This is a genomic window from Providencia stuartii, assembly GCF_029277985.1.
GTDB lineage: Bacteria > Pseudomonadota > Gammaproteobacteria > Enterobacterales > Enterobacteriaceae > Providencia > Providencia zhejiangensis.
Genome location: NZ_CP119546.1, coordinates 3,598,706 through 3,616,511 on the forward strand (window position 1 = coordinate 3,598,706; position 17,806 = coordinate 3,616,511).

General features: G+C 42.5%; 14 protein-coding genes. 7 read left to right on the top strand and 7 right to left on the bottom strand.

The features are described from left to right. Positions 1–52 precede the first annotated feature (52 nt). Positions 53–2,914, bottom strand: coding sequence for a bifunctional [glutamate--ammonia ligase]-adenylyl-L-tyrosine phosphorylase/[glutamate--ammonia-ligase] adenylyltransferase (gene glnE / locus P2E05_RS16225; protein ID WP_249999273.1), 2,862 nt, complete (start codon positions 2,912–2,914; stop codon positions 53–55). Between the two features lie 9 nt (positions 2,915–2,923). After that, the gene (locus tag P2E05_RS16230) at positions 2,924–3,886 is read right to left on the bottom strand and encodes an inorganic triphosphatase (protein WP_154624203.1); all 963 of its coding nucleotides are present in this window, start codon (positions 3,884–3,886) and stop codon (positions 2,924–2,926) included. 345 nt (positions 3,887–4,231) lie between these two features. On the opposite strand from P2E05_RS16230, the gene P2E05_RS16235 reads away from it, so the two are divergent. Both P2E05_RS16235 and P2E05_RS16240 read left to right on the top strand, forming a co-directional pair. Continuing rightward, positions 4,232–4,849, top strand: coding sequence for a TIGR04211 family SH3 domain-containing protein (locus P2E05_RS16235; protein WP_154624202.1), 618 nt, complete (start codon positions 4,232–4,234; stop codon positions 4,847–4,849). A 10-nt stretch (positions 4,850–4,859) separates the two neighbouring features. After that, positions 4,860–6,104: a multifunctional CCA addition/repair protein gene (locus P2E05_RS16240; RefSeq protein ID WP_196713752.1), complete on the top strand. Its 1,245-nt coding sequence runs from the start codon at positions 4,860–4,862 to the stop codon at positions 6,102–6,104. A gap of 33 nt (positions 6,105–6,137) precedes the next feature. Here P2E05_RS16240 and folB read toward each other — a convergent pair whose 3' ends face one another. Next, positions 6,138–6,497, bottom strand: coding sequence for a bifunctional dihydroneopterin aldolase/7,8-dihydroneopterin epimerase (gene folB, locus P2E05_RS16245; protein WP_154624212.1), 360 nt, complete (start codon positions 6,495–6,497; stop codon positions 6,138–6,140). Between the two features lie 239 nt (positions 6,498–6,736). Between folB and plsY the strand changes: the two genes are divergently transcribed. Both plsY and P2E05_RS16255 read left to right on the top strand, forming a co-directional pair. Further along, positions 6,737–7,393, top strand: a complete 657-nt coding sequence (plsY, locus tag P2E05_RS16250) for a glycerol-3-phosphate 1-O-acyltransferase PlsY (RefSeq protein ID WP_154624201.1) — start codon at positions 6,737–6,739, stop codon at positions 7,391–7,393. A 188-nt stretch (positions 7,394–7,581) separates the two neighbouring features. Continuing rightward, on the top strand, positions 7,582–9,114 hold the full coding sequence (locus P2E05_RS16255) for a methyl-accepting chemotaxis protein (RefSeq protein WP_272657297.1): 1,533 nt from the start codon (positions 7,582–7,584) through the stop codon (positions 9,112–9,114). A gap of 134 nt (positions 9,115–9,248) precedes the next feature. Here the strand turns inward: P2E05_RS16255 and tsaD are convergent, their stop codons facing one another. After that, the gene (gene tsaD, locus P2E05_RS16260) at positions 9,249–10,277 is read right to left on the bottom strand and encodes a tRNA (adenosine(37)-N6)-threonylcarbamoyltransferase complex transferase subunit TsaD (protein WP_154624199.1); all 1,029 of its coding nucleotides are present in this window, start codon (positions 10,275–10,277) and stop codon (positions 9,249–9,251) included. A gap of 326 nt (positions 10,278–10,603) precedes the next feature. Here tsaD and rpsU point away from each other — a divergent pair, with 326 nt between their 5' ends. From rpsU to rpoD, 3 genes are all read left to right on the top strand, one after another. Beyond that, entirely contained in the window at positions 10,604–10,819 is a 216-nt protein-coding gene (rpsU, locus tag P2E05_RS16265; RefSeq protein ID WP_001144069.1) for a 30S ribosomal protein S21, read from the top strand. A 117-nt stretch (positions 10,820–10,936) separates the two neighbouring features. Continuing rightward, positions 10,937–12,682, top strand: coding sequence for a DNA primase (dnaG, locus tag P2E05_RS16270; RefSeq protein ID WP_276122901.1), 1,746 nt, complete (start codon positions 10,937–10,939; stop codon positions 12,680–12,682). Between the two features lie 170 nt (positions 12,683–12,852). Further along, entirely contained in the window at positions 12,853–14,709 is a 1,857-nt protein-coding gene (gene rpoD / locus P2E05_RS16275; protein WP_154624197.1) for an RNA polymerase sigma factor RpoD, read from the top strand. 114 nt (positions 14,710–14,823) lie between these two features. Here rpoD and P2E05_RS16280 read toward each other — a convergent pair whose 3' ends face one another. From P2E05_RS16280 to P2E05_RS16290, 3 genes are read right to left on the bottom strand one after another with little or no spacing between them, the layout of a single operon-like run. After that, a complete protein-coding gene (locus P2E05_RS16280) occupies positions 14,824–15,099 on the bottom strand; it encodes a YkgJ family cysteine cluster protein (RefSeq protein WP_154624196.1) in 276 nt (91 codons plus the stop codon). Further along, positions 15,096–16,667 carry a cobalamin adenosyltransferase gene (locus tag P2E05_RS16285; protein WP_163862890.1) on the bottom strand — a complete coding sequence of 524 codons (1,572 nt, stop codon included), beginning with the start codon at positions 16,665–16,667 and terminating at the stop codon, positions 15,096–15,098. Before P2E05_RS16285 ends, P2E05_RS16280 begins: the two co-directional genes overlap by 4 nt. 54 nt (positions 16,668–16,721) lie before the next feature. Next, positions 16,722–17,798, bottom strand: a complete 1,077-nt coding sequence (locus tag P2E05_RS16290) for a chemotaxis protein (protein WP_154624194.1) — start codon at positions 17,796–17,798, stop codon at positions 16,722–16,724. Positions 17,799–17,806 lie beyond the last annotated feature (8 nt).

The window sequence follows — 17,806 nt, forward strand, 5'->3', positions numbered from 1 at the left end:
AAAGGAAGCTATCATTAATTAATGCGATATTATCACAAAGCAATAGTTCGCGTTAATCACGCTGTTCACCTACCCCCAACCATTTTGCCCAACTTGCTAGCACCTGTTCCCGTTCAGCAACAAACCGGCTGATATCAACACGGCTAGGCAACGACTGTAAAGCAAGATGATGCAGTTCATCACGCATGGTGACATAGGCTTGAGTGAGGGCATTCGCTTCATCCGCGGCCATTAAATGATTTTGTACCATCAACTCAAAAATACGGACATTATCCGACCAACGCGTTAATGTGGGATTCTCAGATGCATAGCGTAAAACGAGATATTGTGCGATAAATTCAATATCGGTAATTCCACCGGGATCGGCTTTTAAATCAAACTGATCCTGTTGATGACTCCCTAAATGCTGATGCATTTTTAGCCGCATATCACGTACTTGTTGACGCAACGTTTCTGCCTCTTGTGGCATACATAAGGTTTCATGACGAATTCGATGAAATTCTTGTTGCAGTTTGGCATCACCAAAAACCATTCGAGCACGAATTAAAGCTTGATGCTCCCATGTCCAAGCTTCATTTTTTTGATAATCATCAAAGGCTTCAATAGTGCTGACTAACATGCCTGACTCACCTGATGGCCTTAAACGTGCATCCACTTCATACAGCACTCCTGAGGCAGTACGAGTGCTAAACAAATGGATAATGCGTTGGGCGACACGCAAATAAAATTGTCTGGCATCGATAGAACGGTCGCCGTTCGTCACAACGCCCATAGGACAATCAAATAAAAACACTAAATCTAAATCAGAACTGTAACCAAGCTCCCATCCCCCCAATTTTCCATAACCTAATACTGCGAAACCATATTGCTTATTTTCTTCTTGGGCTAGGTGCGCAGGCTCGCCATAGCGTTTGACCATTTTTTGCCAAGCTTGGCGGACAACAGCATCAATAATCGCCTCAGCCAAATACGTTAAGTGATCACTCACTTTCATAACAGGCAAAACACCCGTAATGTCTTCCGCTGCGATACGCAATAATTGCGCTTGCTTAAATTGCCTTAAAGCCTCTAGTTGTTGCTCTTCATCATCTTCAGGCACGCGCATTAAATATTGACGCAATTCATCACGATATGAGGTTAAAGGTAATGGTTGGTAAAGGGATTTAGGATCAAGTAATTCATCGAGCAATAAAGGGTGGCGAGCAAGTTGCTCTGCTATCATCGGAGATGCCGCACATAAACGAATAACATGCGTAAGCACTTCATCAAATTCAAGTATCAACTCTAAGTAAGTTGTTCGACTAACAATACTCAATAGCAAGGGTGTTAAGCGCTCAATGACTTGCCCCGCATCTGCCCTTTCCCCAACTTTTGCCAACAATTTTGGCATTAACTCATCAAGGACGTCTCGCCCTCGAGGGCCTATAGTGCGTTTATTGAGATCATGGCGGAACATCAAAATGCCATGGATGATTTTCTGTGCTATCTCTTCATCTTGAGAAGGCAAATAAGGCGCGAGTTCGTCTTTAGACAACTCGCCTTGCCACAGTGTGATATAAATTTCATCGAACGTATCTTGATTATCGTCTTCGTCATCCTGACCAATTTGCTCAGTAAAAACATGATGAACCATCGCCATTCTTTGCATTAGCGCTTGATAGAAATCATTCCAGCACTCAAACCCCATTCCCCACGCCAAACGCGTTTGATTAAGCGCATCATCAGGAAGCGTTTGGGTCTGTTGGTCATCAATACTTTGTAATAAGTTTTCAACGCGTCGCAAAAATAAATAGCTATCCTCTAGTTGCTCTACTTGCTCATCAGGAAGCAACCCAAGCTCACGGATACCTTTCATCGCTAATAATAATGATTGAGACTGCAATGCGGGTTCACGTCCACCACGAATTAATTGGAACACTTGGGTAATAAATTCAATTTCTCGAATACCGCCTGCGCCAAGTTTAATGTTATCAACCAAGCCACGGCGTCTGACTTCTCGCTCAATCATATTTTTCATATTACGTAGCGATTGAATCACACTAAAATCAATATAGCGACGATAAACAAAAGGCCGCAGTAGCCGACGCAAAGTATCTGTATAATGTAGGCTATCTGGCCCCATAATACGGGCTTTGACCATGGCGTAACGTTCCCAATCACGCCCCTGTTCTTGATAGTAATCTTCTAAAGCGGAGAAACTGAAAACCAAAGGCCCACTATCGCCGAATGGACGTAAACGCATATCAACACGATAAACAAAACCATCAACAGTGACTTGGTCGAGTACGCGGATCAATTTTTGTCCTAAACGGGTAAAAAATTGCGCATTATCGAGTTCTTTGCGTCCCCCACGGGTCACGCCATTTTCGGGATAAGCAAAAATCAAATCGATATCAGAAGAAAAATTAAGCTCCCCACCCCCCAGTTTTCCCATGCCTAAAACTAATAATGGCTGTGGATTTCCTTCACTATCGCTAGGCGTGCCCCATGATTGACAATATTGCTGATATAGCCAATCCCTTGCTGCAACGATCAACGTTTCGGCTAGCTGGCTCAATTGTTGTAATGTTTCATTCTCAGTGCTGACATTTAATGTCTGCATCCAAGCAGCCCTGACTAACATTTGATGACGAAATATTCGTAACACCCGCATCAAATGCTCTTCATCGACAACCGATGCAAGATCCTCGGCCAACCACGATGTGTAATGTTGCCATTCATCAGGCTTTGGCTCGGATTGACGGATATTTTGCAAAAAGCGAGAGTGGGATAACACCTGCTTTAACACAAAATCACTGAAGCTTAAGACCGTCATTTCTTCATCGTTCAATGGCAACAATTCACTTTGCTGATCCGCTAAACGTGCGAGAACGTGTTGACGTTGGCGATGTAATAATTCAGGGAAAGGATGCATATCAACACCTTAATGAATATCAGTATACTTCAAAGCAATTAGCCATTGCGTAAAGGCTAGCTTACATTTTAGCCAACGACTGCTGTAGCAAAAGGCTTCCGCACTTAAGCTTTCATCTGCGAGGTCAGCTCTAAGCTGGTCTAATGGGATATCTTGGATAAACTGTGGTGCAGAATTGCGATAGTGGACTAAGAATGCTTGGACAAAACGCAAAAATACATCAAACCCTTCACGAGCTGCGGTTTCATCTGCCAGCCAATAAGCCTCATGCTGTTGGCATAACTGCTGTATATGCAACAACGCTTGCTCTATTGGCAGCTGTTCATAATCGAATATCGTTTCAGGCTGTTGCAGTGGAGCCTCTTCGGTTTGCATCAAAGAGTATCCTCTAGCCGCTTTCGAGGCGGAAGACAGGCGTAGGCCGTCAATATCTGCTAACTTTTTTGCTAAATTCAGTACGTCAGCAACAAAACCTTGTTTGAGTTCCAACTCAAATTCTTGAATAGGCAGTTCACGGGCTCCAGCGGAGATCTCTCCTTGGTCAAAAACAATTTCAATTTCACTGTCTTCAAATGTTACCAACCACTTTTCACGCATAAAATGCGTACTAAACAGAATGTGTAATTGAGATTGTAACTGTTGCGTATCCGTTCCTTCCGGCCAAATTTCGGTAGGAAAAGCAGCTAAATTCAATTCTGGTACATCAATGTCCACATTATATTCAGGACGTTGATGTAATCCGCCGATAACTTGACCCGCGGTTTTTATCGTCATTTCATAATGCCCATCACAACCACGAATACGTAAGCCCATATCCCATTGACGGAGCAAGCGATCTTCGCTATCGAAATAAATGTTAGTCAGTTTCTTAGGCTCAATATGTTGGTGGGCAAGCGTCGATAAAAATTGGCGTACTGGCTCTATTGCGGCAGTTTGAGCAGCCAATTTAAGTTCAACTTCGATGTGGCTCATACATTTCCTTAATTGATAATATCTCTGACATCATATTACCCCAATCAGCGTAGAGTGAGAAAATAAAGCGCACTGAAACCAAAAATTCTATCGTCTCTATTTATTCCAGATATTTGTGTCAAGAAATGCAAGGAATTATACGCTATATAGTGAGTTAGGATAGTTCCCATTCTGGTTTTACATTTGCACACGCAAACTTAACTCTTTAGTATCTATACTCGTCGTACTTCAAGTTGTAGCATGAGTTAAACACTTATCGACACGCTGTATCTCGAATTATGTAAAGTAGATCTACACACATATGCCGCATTCATTCACCATAAAGAATAGAAAGTAAATACGATTATGCGAAAAATACCATTATTACTCCTTTCAATCATGGGGCTAAGCCTATCAGTCAGCACCTTTGCGGCTGAAAAACGCTATATTTCTGACGACTTATCAACTTATGTGCATAGTGGACCAGGAACGAAATACCGCATTGTTGGTACGCTCAATGCGGGTGAAAGTGTTGAATTGATTTCAACGGATGGTAATTTCGCTCAAGTCAAAGACGAACGCGGGCGCACAGTATGGCTGCCAGAAAACCAACTTAGTGACACCCCCAGTATGAAAGTTCGTATTCCTGAATTAGAAGCCGAAAATCAAAAATTACGCCAGCAACTCGAAAACATTGATAGCACTTGGAATACCCGAACCGCTGATATGCAACAACGCGTCGCTGATAACGATAAAATCGTCAATCAGCTGAAAGCAGAAAATGAAAAACTGAAAAACGAATTGATCAAATCAGGTAAGAAATTAGAAATTGCCGAGGTCAATCTGGATGATCGCCGTCGTGAACTTATACTACAATGGTTTATGTATGGTGGTGGTGTTGCTGGTGCTGGGCTTATTTTTGGTCTGATCTTGCCACATATTATTCCACGCCGTAAAAAACGTAATGACCGTTGGATGAGCTAACACGTTAATGATGAAAATATATCTGGTGGGCGGAGCCGTTCGCGATGAATTGCTTGGGCTTCCAGTCTCCGATAGAGACTATGTGGTAGTCGGGTCAACACCCGATGAGATGTTGGCACAAGGTTTTCAACAGGTGGGAAAGGACTTCCCTGTATTTCTGCATCCGAAAACGCATGAAGAGTATGCTTTAGCCAGAACAGAACGTAAAACAGGTTCTGGCTATACTGGATTTAGTTGCTATTCAGCGCCAGATGTCACTATTGAGGATGACCTTTTACGTCGCGACCTCACCATTAATGCCATCGCTAAAGATGACCAAGGCCAACTCACTGACCCCTATCATGGGGTAGATGACCTCAACGCACGTATTCTACGCCACGTTTCCGATGCCTTTGCTGAAGATCCACTACGTATACTGCGTGTTGCACGTTTTGCCGCACGTTTCTCAGCACTGGGGTTTCAGATCGCGCCTGAAACCATGACGTTGATGCAAACCATGACCGCATCCGGTGAGCTAACACATCTCACCGCAGAGCGTGTTTGGGCCGAAACTGAAAAAGCGCTGAGGTCAAACTCGCCACAGGTCTACTTTGAAGTATTGCGTCAATGCGGTGCCCTTGCGGTTCTGTTCCCTGAAATTGATAATCTGTTTGGTATTCCAGCTCCAGCCAAGTGGCACCCTGAAATTGATACGGGTATCCACACTCTCATGGCATTAGGTATGGCAGCAGAACTCAGCTCTGACGTCGACATTCGCTTCTCTGTACTCTGCCATGATGTCGGTAAGGCACTCACACCAAAACATCTTTGGCCTAGCCACCCTAATCATGGTGAAGCAGGTGTCGCGCTGATAGATAATTTATGCGATCGATTGAAAGTTCCCAATAGTGCTAGAGAGCTGGCACGACTCAGTGCCCGTTTTCATGACAAAATCCATGTGATTAATAGGCTAAGCGCGACAGAACTCATTCAATTGTTTGATGGATTGGATAGTTGGCGTAAACCTGAACGAATTATTCAGTTAAGCCTAATCAGTGAGGCTGACGCACGTGGACGAGCTGGCCTTGAACAGCAAGCTTACCCACAAGGAGAATTCCTGCGCCAAGCCTTTGCCACCGCGCAAACAGTCAGTGTTAAACCTATTATCGAGCAAGGCTTTCAAGGGCCACAAATCCGCGAAGAACTCACTCGTCAACGTATTGCACATGTAGAACAGTGGCGACAACAACAAACCACCTTATCACTTCATCCATAATCATTGGCGGTAGTTGACCGCCAATGACAGGAGTTAAGCCCTTTTAGTGCCTCTTTCAATCACTACACCGACACTTTTAGCGCGGGCAACGGCACCGGGTTTAGCGACTTTAATGCGCACCCAAGGACTACAAAAGTCATTTAATAAAAGTTGAGCCACCTCTTCAGCAACTCTCTCTACTAAGCCAAATTTATTTTTGCTAACATGAGTTATGATGGCTTGGCTAATTTGCGCGTAATCGAGACAATCTTTTACTTTATCGCTCCTTGATGCTCGTTTGTTATCCCATCCCATTTCGATATCGAGCACCAGTTTCTGCTCAATTTCTTGTTCCCAGTCATATACACCAATAGTGGTGATGACTGATAATTGTTCAATAAATACGATATCCATCACGTCATTTTCTCGTTTATGTGCTGAATTGATACCACTTCTTGGAAAATGTGCGTATTATCCAAGAAGTGAAATAAATTGTGAATCTACGCTCGTTATACTTCAAGTTGTAGCATTGTTGACTACGCGCATTTTGCACGAGTCACAGACCGATATTGCTCTAAGCGGCTCATTAACTTGCCGCCTAGCTGCAACTCGAATTATTCAGAGTCTTTACACTAACTGTTTTGGAGTTAGCTATGAGTGCAACCGCGCTTGGCATGATAATCTTTGCCTACCTTTGTGGCTCAGTTTCGAGTGCTATACTGATCTGCCGATTGGCAAGATTACCCGATCCTCGTCAACATGGCTCAGGTAACCCCGGAGCAACAAACGTTTTGCGTGTCGGCGGTAAATTAGCTGCTGCTGGTGTCCTCATTTGCGACATCCTCAAAGGGATGATACCCGTTTGGTTGGCTTACTATTTAAAAGTTCCACCATTCTATCTTGGCTTTGTCGCAATTGCAGCTTGCCTTGGGCATATTTATCCCGTTTTCTTCCGTTTTAAAGGAGGAAAAGGTGTCGCGACAGCATTCGGTTCTATTGCGGCTATCGGTTGGGATCTCTCTGGAGTCATCGCTGGTACTTGGCTGCTGACTGTGCTTCTCAGTGGTTATTCATCATTAGGCGCTATTGTTGGTGCCCTACTTGCCCCCTTTTACGTGTGGTGGTTTAAGCCAGAATTCACCTTTCCCGTTGCGATGCTCTCGTGTCTTATCTTGGTACGTCACCATGGTAATATCCAACGACTATGGCGAGGCCAAGAAAGTCGGATTTGGCAAAAACTAAAAAATAAAAAGAAAAAAACGGCGAAAGAGATAGCCCAAGAAGCAAAAGAGCAAGAACAAGAGGATTAATATTAAAAGGCTGTAATAACAGCCTTTTTTTCACATCTCACTGTATTTAACCAAACTCTGTACCAAACTTAAGGCATATTGCAAAAAAAATAAGATAAACTTCAAATAATTCTAAATAATGCCTAATGATAATTTGAAATAAGTCGAAATATACCATTGAGAAACTCAACAATTATAATGGTGTACTTATGACGAGCATTCCTTTTATTACACAAAACGAATATCAACTAGAAGACGATACCACCCTCATGACCACTAGCGACTTAGAGGGAAATATCACACACGCAAACGATGACTTTATAAAAGTTAGTGGTTATTCACTTTCTGAACTCATGCATCAGCCTCACAATATCATCCGCCACCCCGATATGCCTAAAGCGGCATTTGCCGACATGTGGAACACGTTAAAAAATGGCGAACCCTGGACGGGAATAGTGAAAAACCGCCGTAAAAATGGTGACCACTATTGGGTGAGAGCCAATATTTGTCCGATGGTGAGAGAAGGCGTGATGACGGGTTACATGTCAATTCGCACTAAGGCTTCACGCGAGGAAATTGCCGTGGCTGAGCCACTCTATCAATCATTAAATGAAGGTCATCGTCATCGCAAACTTCATAAAGGATTGGTGCTGACGTCGTATTGGTTTAGCCAATACCCCGCCCTGTCAATACGCTGGCGAATTCGCGGACTCATGCTGCTATTATTAACAACGTGGATAAGCTTGGCTGCGTTATCAAGCCTGCAAGACTCTGCTCTTTTTCTCACGACACTGCTCGCTTTAATCATACTGGGCACCGGTAATTTCTTACTTGAACAGATGATTGCCAAACCTATTGAAAATGTAGCCAAACAAGCACTTGATGTTGCTAGAGGTCAGAAACATAGCATCAATCCTCTACATCGTGTTGATGAAATTGGCATGATGTTACGCTCTATTGGCCAGTTAGGATTAGTCTGTCGTTGGCTAACCAATGATGTGTCTTGCCAAATTGGCAATGTACATCAAGAAAGTGAATTATTAGTAAAAGACTGTGATGAGCTTGAGCAACACACGCAAAAAACCGTTGGCTATGTACAACAAACCGTTGCTGCAATGAACCAAATATCCGTTTCAGTACAAATGAATGCTGAAAATACAATTCGAGCAGATAAACTGTCCAGCGAAACCAGTGATACCGCGTTACATGCGGCAGAAGCCATGAAAAACGTGGTACACACCATGGATGAGATCGTTCACAGTACCAGCAAAATCAACGCCATAACCGATGTGATAAAAACCATCGCTTTTCAAACCAATATTTTGGCACTCAATGCCGCGGTTGAAGCGGCCCGAGCCGGAGAGCAAGGAAAAGGCTTTGCCGTTGTCGCCGATGAAGTGCGTAGTCTAGCCAGTCGCAGTGCCAGCGCGGTTAATGATATCCGAGATCTTATTGATGACTGTGAGAATAAAGTGCACTCCGGCAAACTTCATGTTCATACCACCGGAGACACATTACAAGACGTGGTCAATCAAGTGCAAAATGTGACCCAATTAATTAATCACATCAGCCATGCAACCTCTGAACAAGCCGCTGGACTGACAGAAATCACTCAAGCGGTATTTGAACTTGAGTCGATCGCTCAGAAAAATACCATTTTGGTAGAACAAAGTGCCAACGCATCAGAAATCGTCCAAAAACATGCCATACGACTTGATGATGCCATTGTTATTTTACATTAATCATCAATGAATTAGCGTCATAAAAACGCTATTTTTGATTAAAAACAGAAGGGAAATAACACAGTAAAAAATCAACGGTGACTCACCATAATACCTAATGTCGCCGTTGATTTTTCTTAATCAATCCGGATGGCTTATTGATCACTTTCCACTAACGGAGGTAATTCTGCCAACGGCCAACGAGGACGAACTGTGATACCTAATCCCGTTGTTGCGCCACCTTTTAAACGAATTAGCCCAGCTAATGCGATCATGGCACCATTATCGGTACAAAACTCAGGGCGTGCATAAAATGCTTCACCGCCGCGTTGTTTCAACACCTCTTCCATTTTGGCGCGTAATGTGCGATTTGCGCTAACCCCGCCCGCCATCACTAAGCGTTTAAAGCCTGTTTTCTCAAGTGCACGCTTACATTTTATTGCTAACGTATCGACAACCGCATCTTCAAAAGCACGGGCAATATCGGCTCGTGTTTGCTCATCGTCTGCATTTTCTCGAATGGTATTTGCTGCGAATGTTTTTAAGCCTGAAAAACTAAAATCCAGTCCCGGGCGATCGGTCATTGGCCGCGGAAAAACAAAGCGCCCTTGCGTACCTTGCTGCGCCATACGTGATAACGCTGGACCACCCGGATAATCTAACCCTAATAGTTTTGCTGTTTTATCAAACGCTTCGCCCGCTGCGTCATCAATCGACTCACCAAGTAATTCATACTCACCAATACCCGTTACGCTAATTAACTGGGTGTGCCCCCCCGAAACGAGCAAAGCAACGAATGGAAATTCGGGGCTTTTCTCTTCAAGCATAGGAGCGAGTAAATGCCCTTCCATATGATGAACAGCAACTGCTGGTACGCCCCATGCAAACGCGAGCGAGCGTCCCACTGTCGCACCAACCATTAATGCTCCAACAAGCCCTGGGCCTGCTGTATAAGCGACAGCATCGATGTCGGCACTTGTCAGGTTGGCTTGTTTGAGCGCAGCTTGAATCAGTGGAACCGTTTTACGAATGTGATCGCGAGAAGCCAGTTCAGGGACCACCCCACCGTAGTCAGCATGGACTTTTATCTGACTGTATAATTGGTTAGCTAATAGACCGGCCTTATCATCATAGATTGCGATTCCGGTTTCATCGCAGGATGTTTCGATACCTAAAACGCGCATTGCACTACCCTTGTTTATTGCATAAGGCAAAGTCTACCATTAAATTCAATCTATCGTATAATTTATGATGCCAAAAGGCTGACTTTTCCTGTTGTATAGTCTATAATCACTACCCTGTAATAAATTTCGTGTGGCTAATTTCATTATTACCCTACTTCGCTGTTTTTTTCATCAAATAAAACAACGAACTGGTAATCTTGTGTGTTTCAATTTTATACGGCACTTTACAAACCCGTACTCATTGAAGTAAAATTCCGCACCATTTTAAATGACGGCTGGTTGAATAAAGCCAGCAACAACCCGATTTCTATTGAGGTGAGAGGCACATGCCGGTAATTAAAGTACGTGAAAACGAGCCATTCGACGTTGCACTGCGTCGTTTCAAACGTTCCTGCGAAAAAGCAGGAGTCTTAGCTGAAGTACGTCGTCGTGAATTCTATGAAAAACCAACGACTGAGCGTAAACGCGCTAAAGCATCTGCTGTTAAGCGTCACGCTAAGAAACTGGCTCGCGAAAACGCACGCCGTACTCGTCTGTACTAATTTGGGCGCGGTAGCCACCGCAACCATAGCAGGCAGTATTAGTTAGCAGTTAAAGGCCGTGCTTTCCTGAGGGAAGCGCGGCTTATTATCGTTCATCAACAGGCGAAAAAGAGGCTTATGGCTGGACGAATCCCGCGTTCATTTATCAATGATTTGTTAGCGAGAACCGACATCATCGATTTAGTCGATGCAAAAGTCCCGTTAAAAAAACAGGGTAAAAATCATCACGCGTGCTGTCCGTTCCATAACGAAAAAACACCTTCTTTCACCGTAAATAGTGAAAGGCAGTTTTATTACTGTTTTGGCTGTGGTGCACATGGTAATGCGATCGACTTTTTGATGAATTACGACAAGCTCGACTTTGTCGAAGCCATCGAAGAACTTTCTGCTTTACATGGCCTTGATGTTCCTTATGAAACAGGAACAGGCGCAAGCCAAATCGAACTTCATCAACGGCAAAATCTGTACCAATTGATGGAGAAAATAAACCATTTTTACCACGCTGCCTTAAGTCATCCATCGGCAACTAAAGCTAAAGATTATTTAAGCCAACGTGGTTTAACAGCTGACATTATTGAGCATTTTTCGATAGGTTTTGCCCCAGCGGGGTGGGATAATTTGCTCAAAAAATTTGCTGTAAACCCAGAAAGTCGCAAACAGCTTGATGATGCAGGCATGTTAGTGACCAATGATAATGGCCGTACTTATGACCGATTCAGGGAACGAGTCATGTTCCCAATTCGTGATCGTCGTGGTCGTGTTATTGCTTTTGGTGGCCGAGTTTTAGGTGATGCGTTACCTAAATATTTAAACTCGCCCGAAACCGATATCTTTCATAAAGGCCGTCAATTATTTGGTCTCTATGAGGTGACACAACACAGTCATGAACTTAATAAGTTACTGGTTGTTGAAGGCTATATGGATGTCGTGGCGTTAGCCCAATATGGCATCCGTTATGCGGTTGCATCACTCGGTACCTCGACAACGTCTGAGCATATTCAATTGCTCTATCGTTCAACAGATACTGTTATTTGTTGTTATGACGGTGACCGAGCAGGAAGAGAAGCAGCGTGGCGTGCACTTGAAACAGCACTGCCTTATTTGACTGATGGCCGCCAGTTACGATTTATGTTTTTACCTGATGGTGAAGATCCTGACTCTTTAGTCCGCAAAGAAGGTAAAGAGGCATTTGAATTACGAATGAATGACGCGCAAACATTATCGTCATTTCTGTTCGACTCACTCGTACCACAGGTTGATTTAAAGACACAAGAAGGGAGAGCAAAATTTAGTAAACTTGCCATCCCTTTGATAAAACAAATACCTGGTGAAACATTGCGCCTCTATATGGCACAAGAATTGGGAAATTTTATCGGTATACCTGATATTTCTCAGGTTCTTGCTATGATTGATAGAGAGAATGCTGAACCGGTCAGTTACCAAGCACCAAAATTAAAACCAACCACAATGCGAATTTTAATCGCTTTGTTGGTGCAGAATCCGAGTTTTTCGGAATCCGTTCCCTCATTAGAGGGGATCGCCCATATTCAAATGCCGGGGCTTTCTCTATTTCAGGAATTGGTCGATGTTTGCCAATCCAACCCCGGAATGACGACTGGGCAGTTGCTTGAGCTGTATCGTGATAATAAATTTGCGAATCAACTTGAAAAACTGGCAACTTGGAACGATATAGAAATAGAGGAAATAGCGGAAAAGACATTTAAAGATGCTTTAAACCATCTATTTAACAGCGCGCTTGATGAGCGTTTTGACTATTTGATAGCCAAAGAACGAACTGAAGGGCTGACCCCAGAAGAACGCGCCGAAGTCCGCCTTATCACACTGTCACGTGTGAAAATATAATGAATACCAAACGGCTTAAGTGCCGATTTACTAAAGGCAAATGCCTGTAAAATGCTACGAAATTAAAGGGGCGTAGCGTAACAATAAAAATCCCCTTTGAATGTTCTTGTTGGCCGATTGTTTCGCCGACCGACACCAATCTAAATACTCAGAAGTGTGGATACCGTCTTATGGAGCAAAACCCGCAGTCGCAGCTTAAGCTACTCGTAACCAAGGGTAAGGAGCAAGGTTACTTAACCTATGCTGAGGTCAACGACCATCTGCCGGAAGATATCGTCGATTCAGATCAGATTGAAGATATCATCCAGATGATTAATGACATGGGCATCCAGGTCATGGAAGAAGCACCTGACGCCGATGATTTGATACTCGCTGAAACCACTTCCGATACGGATGAAGATGCAGCAGAAGCCGCTGCTCAAGTTCTATCCAGTGTGGAAAGTGAAATTGGTCGTACTACAGACCCTGTGCGCATGTACATGCGTGAAATGGGTACCGTCGAACTCTTAACCCGTGAAGGTGAGATCGACATAGCAAAACGTATCGAAGATGGCATCAACCAAGTTCAGTGCTCTGTTGCAGAGTACCCTGAAGCCATTACTTATCTACTCGAACAGTATGACCTCGTTGAAGCAGGCGAAAGCCGCTTATCCGATTTGATTACTGGTTTCGTCGATCCTAACGCTGAAGAAGATTTAGCACCAACCGCAACACACGTTGGTTCTGAGCTTCCACAAGAAGAGTTGGATAAAGACGATGATGAAGACGATGATGAAGACGAAGACGGCGATGACAGTGATAGCGATGATGATAACAGCATCGATCCTGAACTAGCCCGTGAAAAATTCGGTGAATTGCGTACGCAATACGAAAAAACGCGTCAGCACATTAAGCAGTTTGGTCGTAGCAATGCACAAACAGCACTTGCTATCGAAGAACTTTCTGAAGTCTTCAAGCAATTCCGTTTAGTGCCTAAGCAATTTGACTATCTGGTCAATAACATGCGTGAAATGATGGATCGCGTTCGTTTCCAAGAACGTACTATCATGAAGCTATGTGTTGAACAGTGCAAAATGCCTAAGAAAAACTTCATCACGTTATTCAGTGGCAATGAAACCAGTGAAACTTGGTTAACAGCAGCCAAAGCGATGAACAAGCCTTGGTGTGAAAAGCTGCTAGAAGTTGAAGAAGAAATTTTGCGTTGTCTGCAAAGATTACGTCAAATTGAAGAAGAAACTGGCCTGACAATTGAACAGGTAAAAGATATTAACCGTCGTATGTCTATCGGTGAAGCGAAAGCACGCCGTGCGAAAAAAGAGATGGTTGAAGCAAACTTACGTCTGGTAATTTCTATCGCGAAGAAATATACCAACCGTGGTTTGCAATTCCTTGACCTAATCCAAGAAGGTAATATTGGTCTGATGAAAGCGGTTGATAAATTTGAATATCGCCGTGGTTATAAATTCTCGACCTATGCAACTTGGTGGATCCGTCAGGCAATTACACGTTCTATCGCGGATCAGGCTCGTACCATTCGTATTCCGGTACATATGATTGAAACCATCAACAAACTGAACCGTATCTCTCGTCAGATGCTACAGGAAATGGGCCGTGAACCTTCCCCTGAAGAGTTAGCGGAACGTATGATGATGCCGGAAGACAAGATCCGTAAAGTCCTGAAGATCGCTAAAGAGCCAATCTCAATGGAAACGCCAATCGGTGATGATGAAGATTCACATCTCGGCGACTTTATTGAAGATAACACGTTAGAGCTACCATTAGACTCAGCGACATCAGAAAGTCTGCGTTCAGCAACTCATGAAGTGCTAGCAGGTCTGACGGCTCGTGAAGCAAAAGTTCTACGTATGCGTTTTGGTATCGATATGAACACCGACCATACCTTAGAAGAGGTGGGTAAACAGTTCGACGTTACGCGTGAGCGTATTCGTCAAATCGAGGCTAAAGCTCTACGTAAATTGCGTCATCCAAGCCGCTCTGAAGTTCTACGTAGCTTCCTTGACGAATAATGAACTTTTAATTAGTCATCAAACACCTGCTTCGGCAGGTGTTTTTTTATGTCACTAAACGATAAATGACCATTTTAGTCATGACTTCATTAATCAGCATGTCATACATCAACACTATTCACTGCCCAGTATTATCTCACAAGCAATTCTGTTAATTTCAATGAATTCATGCCATGTATATTGCTTGTGATAATGAAGCGAATACTGTTTATCGACACGGCAGATATCTGGACGCTCATCATAGATAGTACATAACATATTAGTTTCATTATAATTCTTACAAACGCCATCACCTCGATCAAGAAATTGAGTTTCATGCGCACGATCAACATGGCGGCAGCATGCCCCACATTTATCACAAGGAAATAGCGACTCGGTTTCTAAGCTCATAATGAGTCCAGCCACTCGCTGAATGAATCATCACTTTCTGCATCAAAGGGCAATACAATATTATTTCTCTTAATTTCCTGATTGAGAATAATTTTTCGCTCATATTCTGAATTCGTCACTTGTAATGCATTGGTAAATACCTGCATTTCAGTCACATTAAAGTTAAACTCGAGCTGAACAAGTTTGACAAGATATTCATCTAAAGCCGCATTAACTTCTCGGTAGTACTGTAATGTCAGCTCATATTTATTTCGGAATTTATTCAAAAAATTCCAAATTTTTTGCATGAACTCACTATGCTCTAAAAAATAACACATCGCCAATGTCAATAAACCGGAAATCAAAACGCCAATAAATACTGCCACATCATTACCGAAGGGAAATGATAATATTCCATTCAAGTATGTTGTTATCATTGAACCTAAAATAACAGAGATACTGGTCGAAATAATTTTAATGGCTGATTTTAGCAAATCGCCTAATGCTAAATTTTCAGGGTTAAAAAATAGTAGCTTAGCCGCTGAAAATAAACTATTTACTGACTCTCGAATTAATTTTACTATCAGTTTTGTGGATGTCAGGAAGATATTCAGCATCGTAGTTGTTACACTCGCTAATAGCCCACCAAACAGCCCATTATTAAACTCAGTCCAAAAATCTTTAAAACGAACCTTTAATCTTTCCCAAATATTTGTGACAACATCCCTCAAATCTTCAATGAAGATTTTAAGTTTAAAGTTTGTTTTATGCTGTTCAATCAACTTCGGGATAGCGTCTTTTAATTCAAACCAAAGCTCTGCAAATACAATCCCTAGCATTTGCCTTGCTCCCATTCTCAACCCAGTGTTAATGGCCGCTGAGGCCGTATTCACAAAAAACTTACTGCTACTGTAGTACTTACGACTAATTTCAGCGTCATACTGTTTTCTGGCCTTTTTATCGATAGCCTCCATGACATCAAAATTGGCTTTTTGCTTATTCTTAAGTGTCTTGAGTTTTTTTAGCTCAATATCGGTTAGTTGCCCTTTACTTTCTAACACATTAATTTCTGTTTTAATCTGTGTTTGTTGTGATTTTAAATTCACCATAAAGTCTGCCATTTTTTGGGCTTTTTTCGACTTATTTAATGTTTCATTCGTAAAGGTCAAATTTGAGTCACGGTTCGCTAAATCCGCACCATCAATTTCAGCAAGAACACGTGCAGGGTCATTATGAACCTCATAAGCGGCAATAATGTGATCAAGATTAGTCACATCTTGCTGACTAAAAGTTTCGCCAGTGTAAGAATCAATTAATTCACCGGATAATTTTTGTTGCTTACCTCTACGGTTTGTTTCTTTGTAGTTTTCATGACTGTGATATTCATGAGAATCGTATTGCCCACGATTCTCATAACGATCTTTTTCTACTTCTGTCGCCCAAATATCGTTTCTGACATTATGGATGGTATCAACATCGCCCCCTTTTTTATCTTTTAATAATAAAAAATCCAAACCAAAAGAAGTCACTAAACTTTGAACAATTGTATCGTTCACTTCCTTTTGCCAATTATAATTTTTCTGCTGCATATGCTTTACCGATAAGTAGCAGCCGAGCACTGCTACTTATAATTTATGATGTCATTAAGATAGAGTAAAACGTTCAGTTTCATCTAACTGTTTATCTAGGCAATCCTGATTGATAACTTTTAGCCCGTGGCTATCCGTTTCAATTTCGATAACTTCATCAACGATAACAACCTCATTATTTTCATTTAATTTTGGCTTAAATAATGGTGTCGTAATTAGATTGGTCATAATAGCGGCGAGCTTATAGCCATTATTAATGGTCAATTTTAATTCATCCGTAATACCATGGGTATTTGTGTTGCCCAATGCTTTATTACGTTGAATTATCTTGTCTGCCTCTATAAGCGCCAATAAATAGGGTTTAAACACATTGAATTGTGCTTCCAAAACATGATAAATAGCGACAACATACTCTTTAGTTTTCGTTAAATTCTCATGTGCTAAAGTCATTTTTGCAACGGCACCATTAACTTCAGAACGAATTTTTCGAGCATTATCTAACGCTTTTTCGGCATGGGAATTATAAGCCCAACCCGCAATAGCTAAGATAGGAGCAACAACGGCACCGCCTAACACCATTGCGCCACCGGCCATCCCCCATCCCCCGGCGGCCAGTGAACCACCACCGATAGCCGCCATTGTCGCATTATAAGCAGCCGCACCTGAAAGCGCTGCAATTGGTGTTCCCGTCGATGCCGCGGCAAATGCCATCACACCGCCATAAACAGCAAAACCTGCCGCAGCACTTGATGCACCGGCACCGACTAAGGTTCCTAGATACTCTGTTGCTGAAATCGCTAAGTTTTCAATTTTATTAATTTCATGACGAGGAATAGAGATAGAAATATCCTGTCCTGATTCATTTAGCTGTTTTAATATTGATTGTGCGATAGTATTAAACTTACTGAAACTTTCACCAATTTGTAATTCAAGCGTACCTAGCTTCTCTAATTCATTGGTCGTACTGACATTAATAGATTCCAGAACCTCTTTATTTTCATCATAACGGCGTTGAGCTTTCGCTAACATATCATCCGCTTCTGATTTTGTTTGGTAACCGTCATAAGCTTTCTTTCCACCAAACGCGGCGGCAGCAATAGCCGCACCTGCAATAATAAATGGTATTGCCATACAATCCT

Bases quoted from the DNA above. Each gene is read 5' to 3' on its own strand.
- P2E05_RS16230 (WP_154624203.1), bottom strand. From the start codon at position 3,886: ATGAGCCACATCGAAGTTGAACTTAAATTGGCTGCTCAAACTGCCGCA.
- tsaD (WP_154624199.1), bottom strand. From the start codon at position 10,277: ATGCGCGTTTTAGGTATCGAAACATCCTGCGATGAAACCGGAATCGCA.
- P2E05_RS16290 (WP_154624194.1), bottom strand. From the start codon at position 17,798: ATGGCAATACCATTTATTATTGCAGGTGCGGCTATTGCTGCCGCCGCG.
- plsY (WP_154624201.1), top strand. From the start codon at position 6,737: ATGAGTGCAACCGCGCTTGGCATGATAATCTTTGCCTACCTTTGTGGC.
- P2E05_RS16235 (WP_154624202.1), top strand. From the start codon at position 4,232: ATGCGAAAAATACCATTATTACTCCTTTCAATCATGGGGCTAAGCCTA.
- P2E05_RS16240 (WP_196713752.1), top strand. From the start codon at position 4,860: ATGAAAATATATCTGGTGGGCGGAGCCGTTCGCGATGAATTGCTTGGG.
- rpoD (WP_154624197.1), top strand. From the start codon at position 12,853: ATGGAGCAAAACCCGCAGTCGCAGCTTAAGCTACTCGTAACCAAGGGT.
- dnaG (WP_276122901.1), top strand. From the start codon at position 10,937: ATGGCTGGACGAATCCCGCGTTCATTTATCAATGATTTGTTAGCGAGA.
- rpsU (WP_001144069.1), top strand. From the start codon at position 10,604: ATGCCGGTAATTAAAGTACGTGAAAACGAGCCATTCGACGTTGCACTG.
- P2E05_RS16255 (WP_272657297.1), top strand. From the start codon at position 7,582: ATGACGAGCATTCCTTTTATTACACAAAACGAATATCAACTAGAAGAC.
- folB (WP_154624212.1), bottom strand. From the start codon at position 6,497: ATGGATATCGTATTTATTGAACAATTATCAGTCATCACCACTATTGGT.
- P2E05_RS16280 (WP_154624196.1), bottom strand. From the start codon at position 15,099: ATGAGCTTAGAAACCGAGTCGCTATTTCCTTGTGATAAATGTGGGGCA.
- P2E05_RS16285 (WP_163862890.1), bottom strand. From the start codon at position 16,667: ATGCAGCAGAAAAATTATAATTGGCAAAAGGAAGTGAACGATACAATT.
- glnE (WP_249999273.1), bottom strand. From the start codon at position 2,914: ATGCATCCTTTCCCTGAATTATTACATCGCCAACGTCAACACGTTCTC.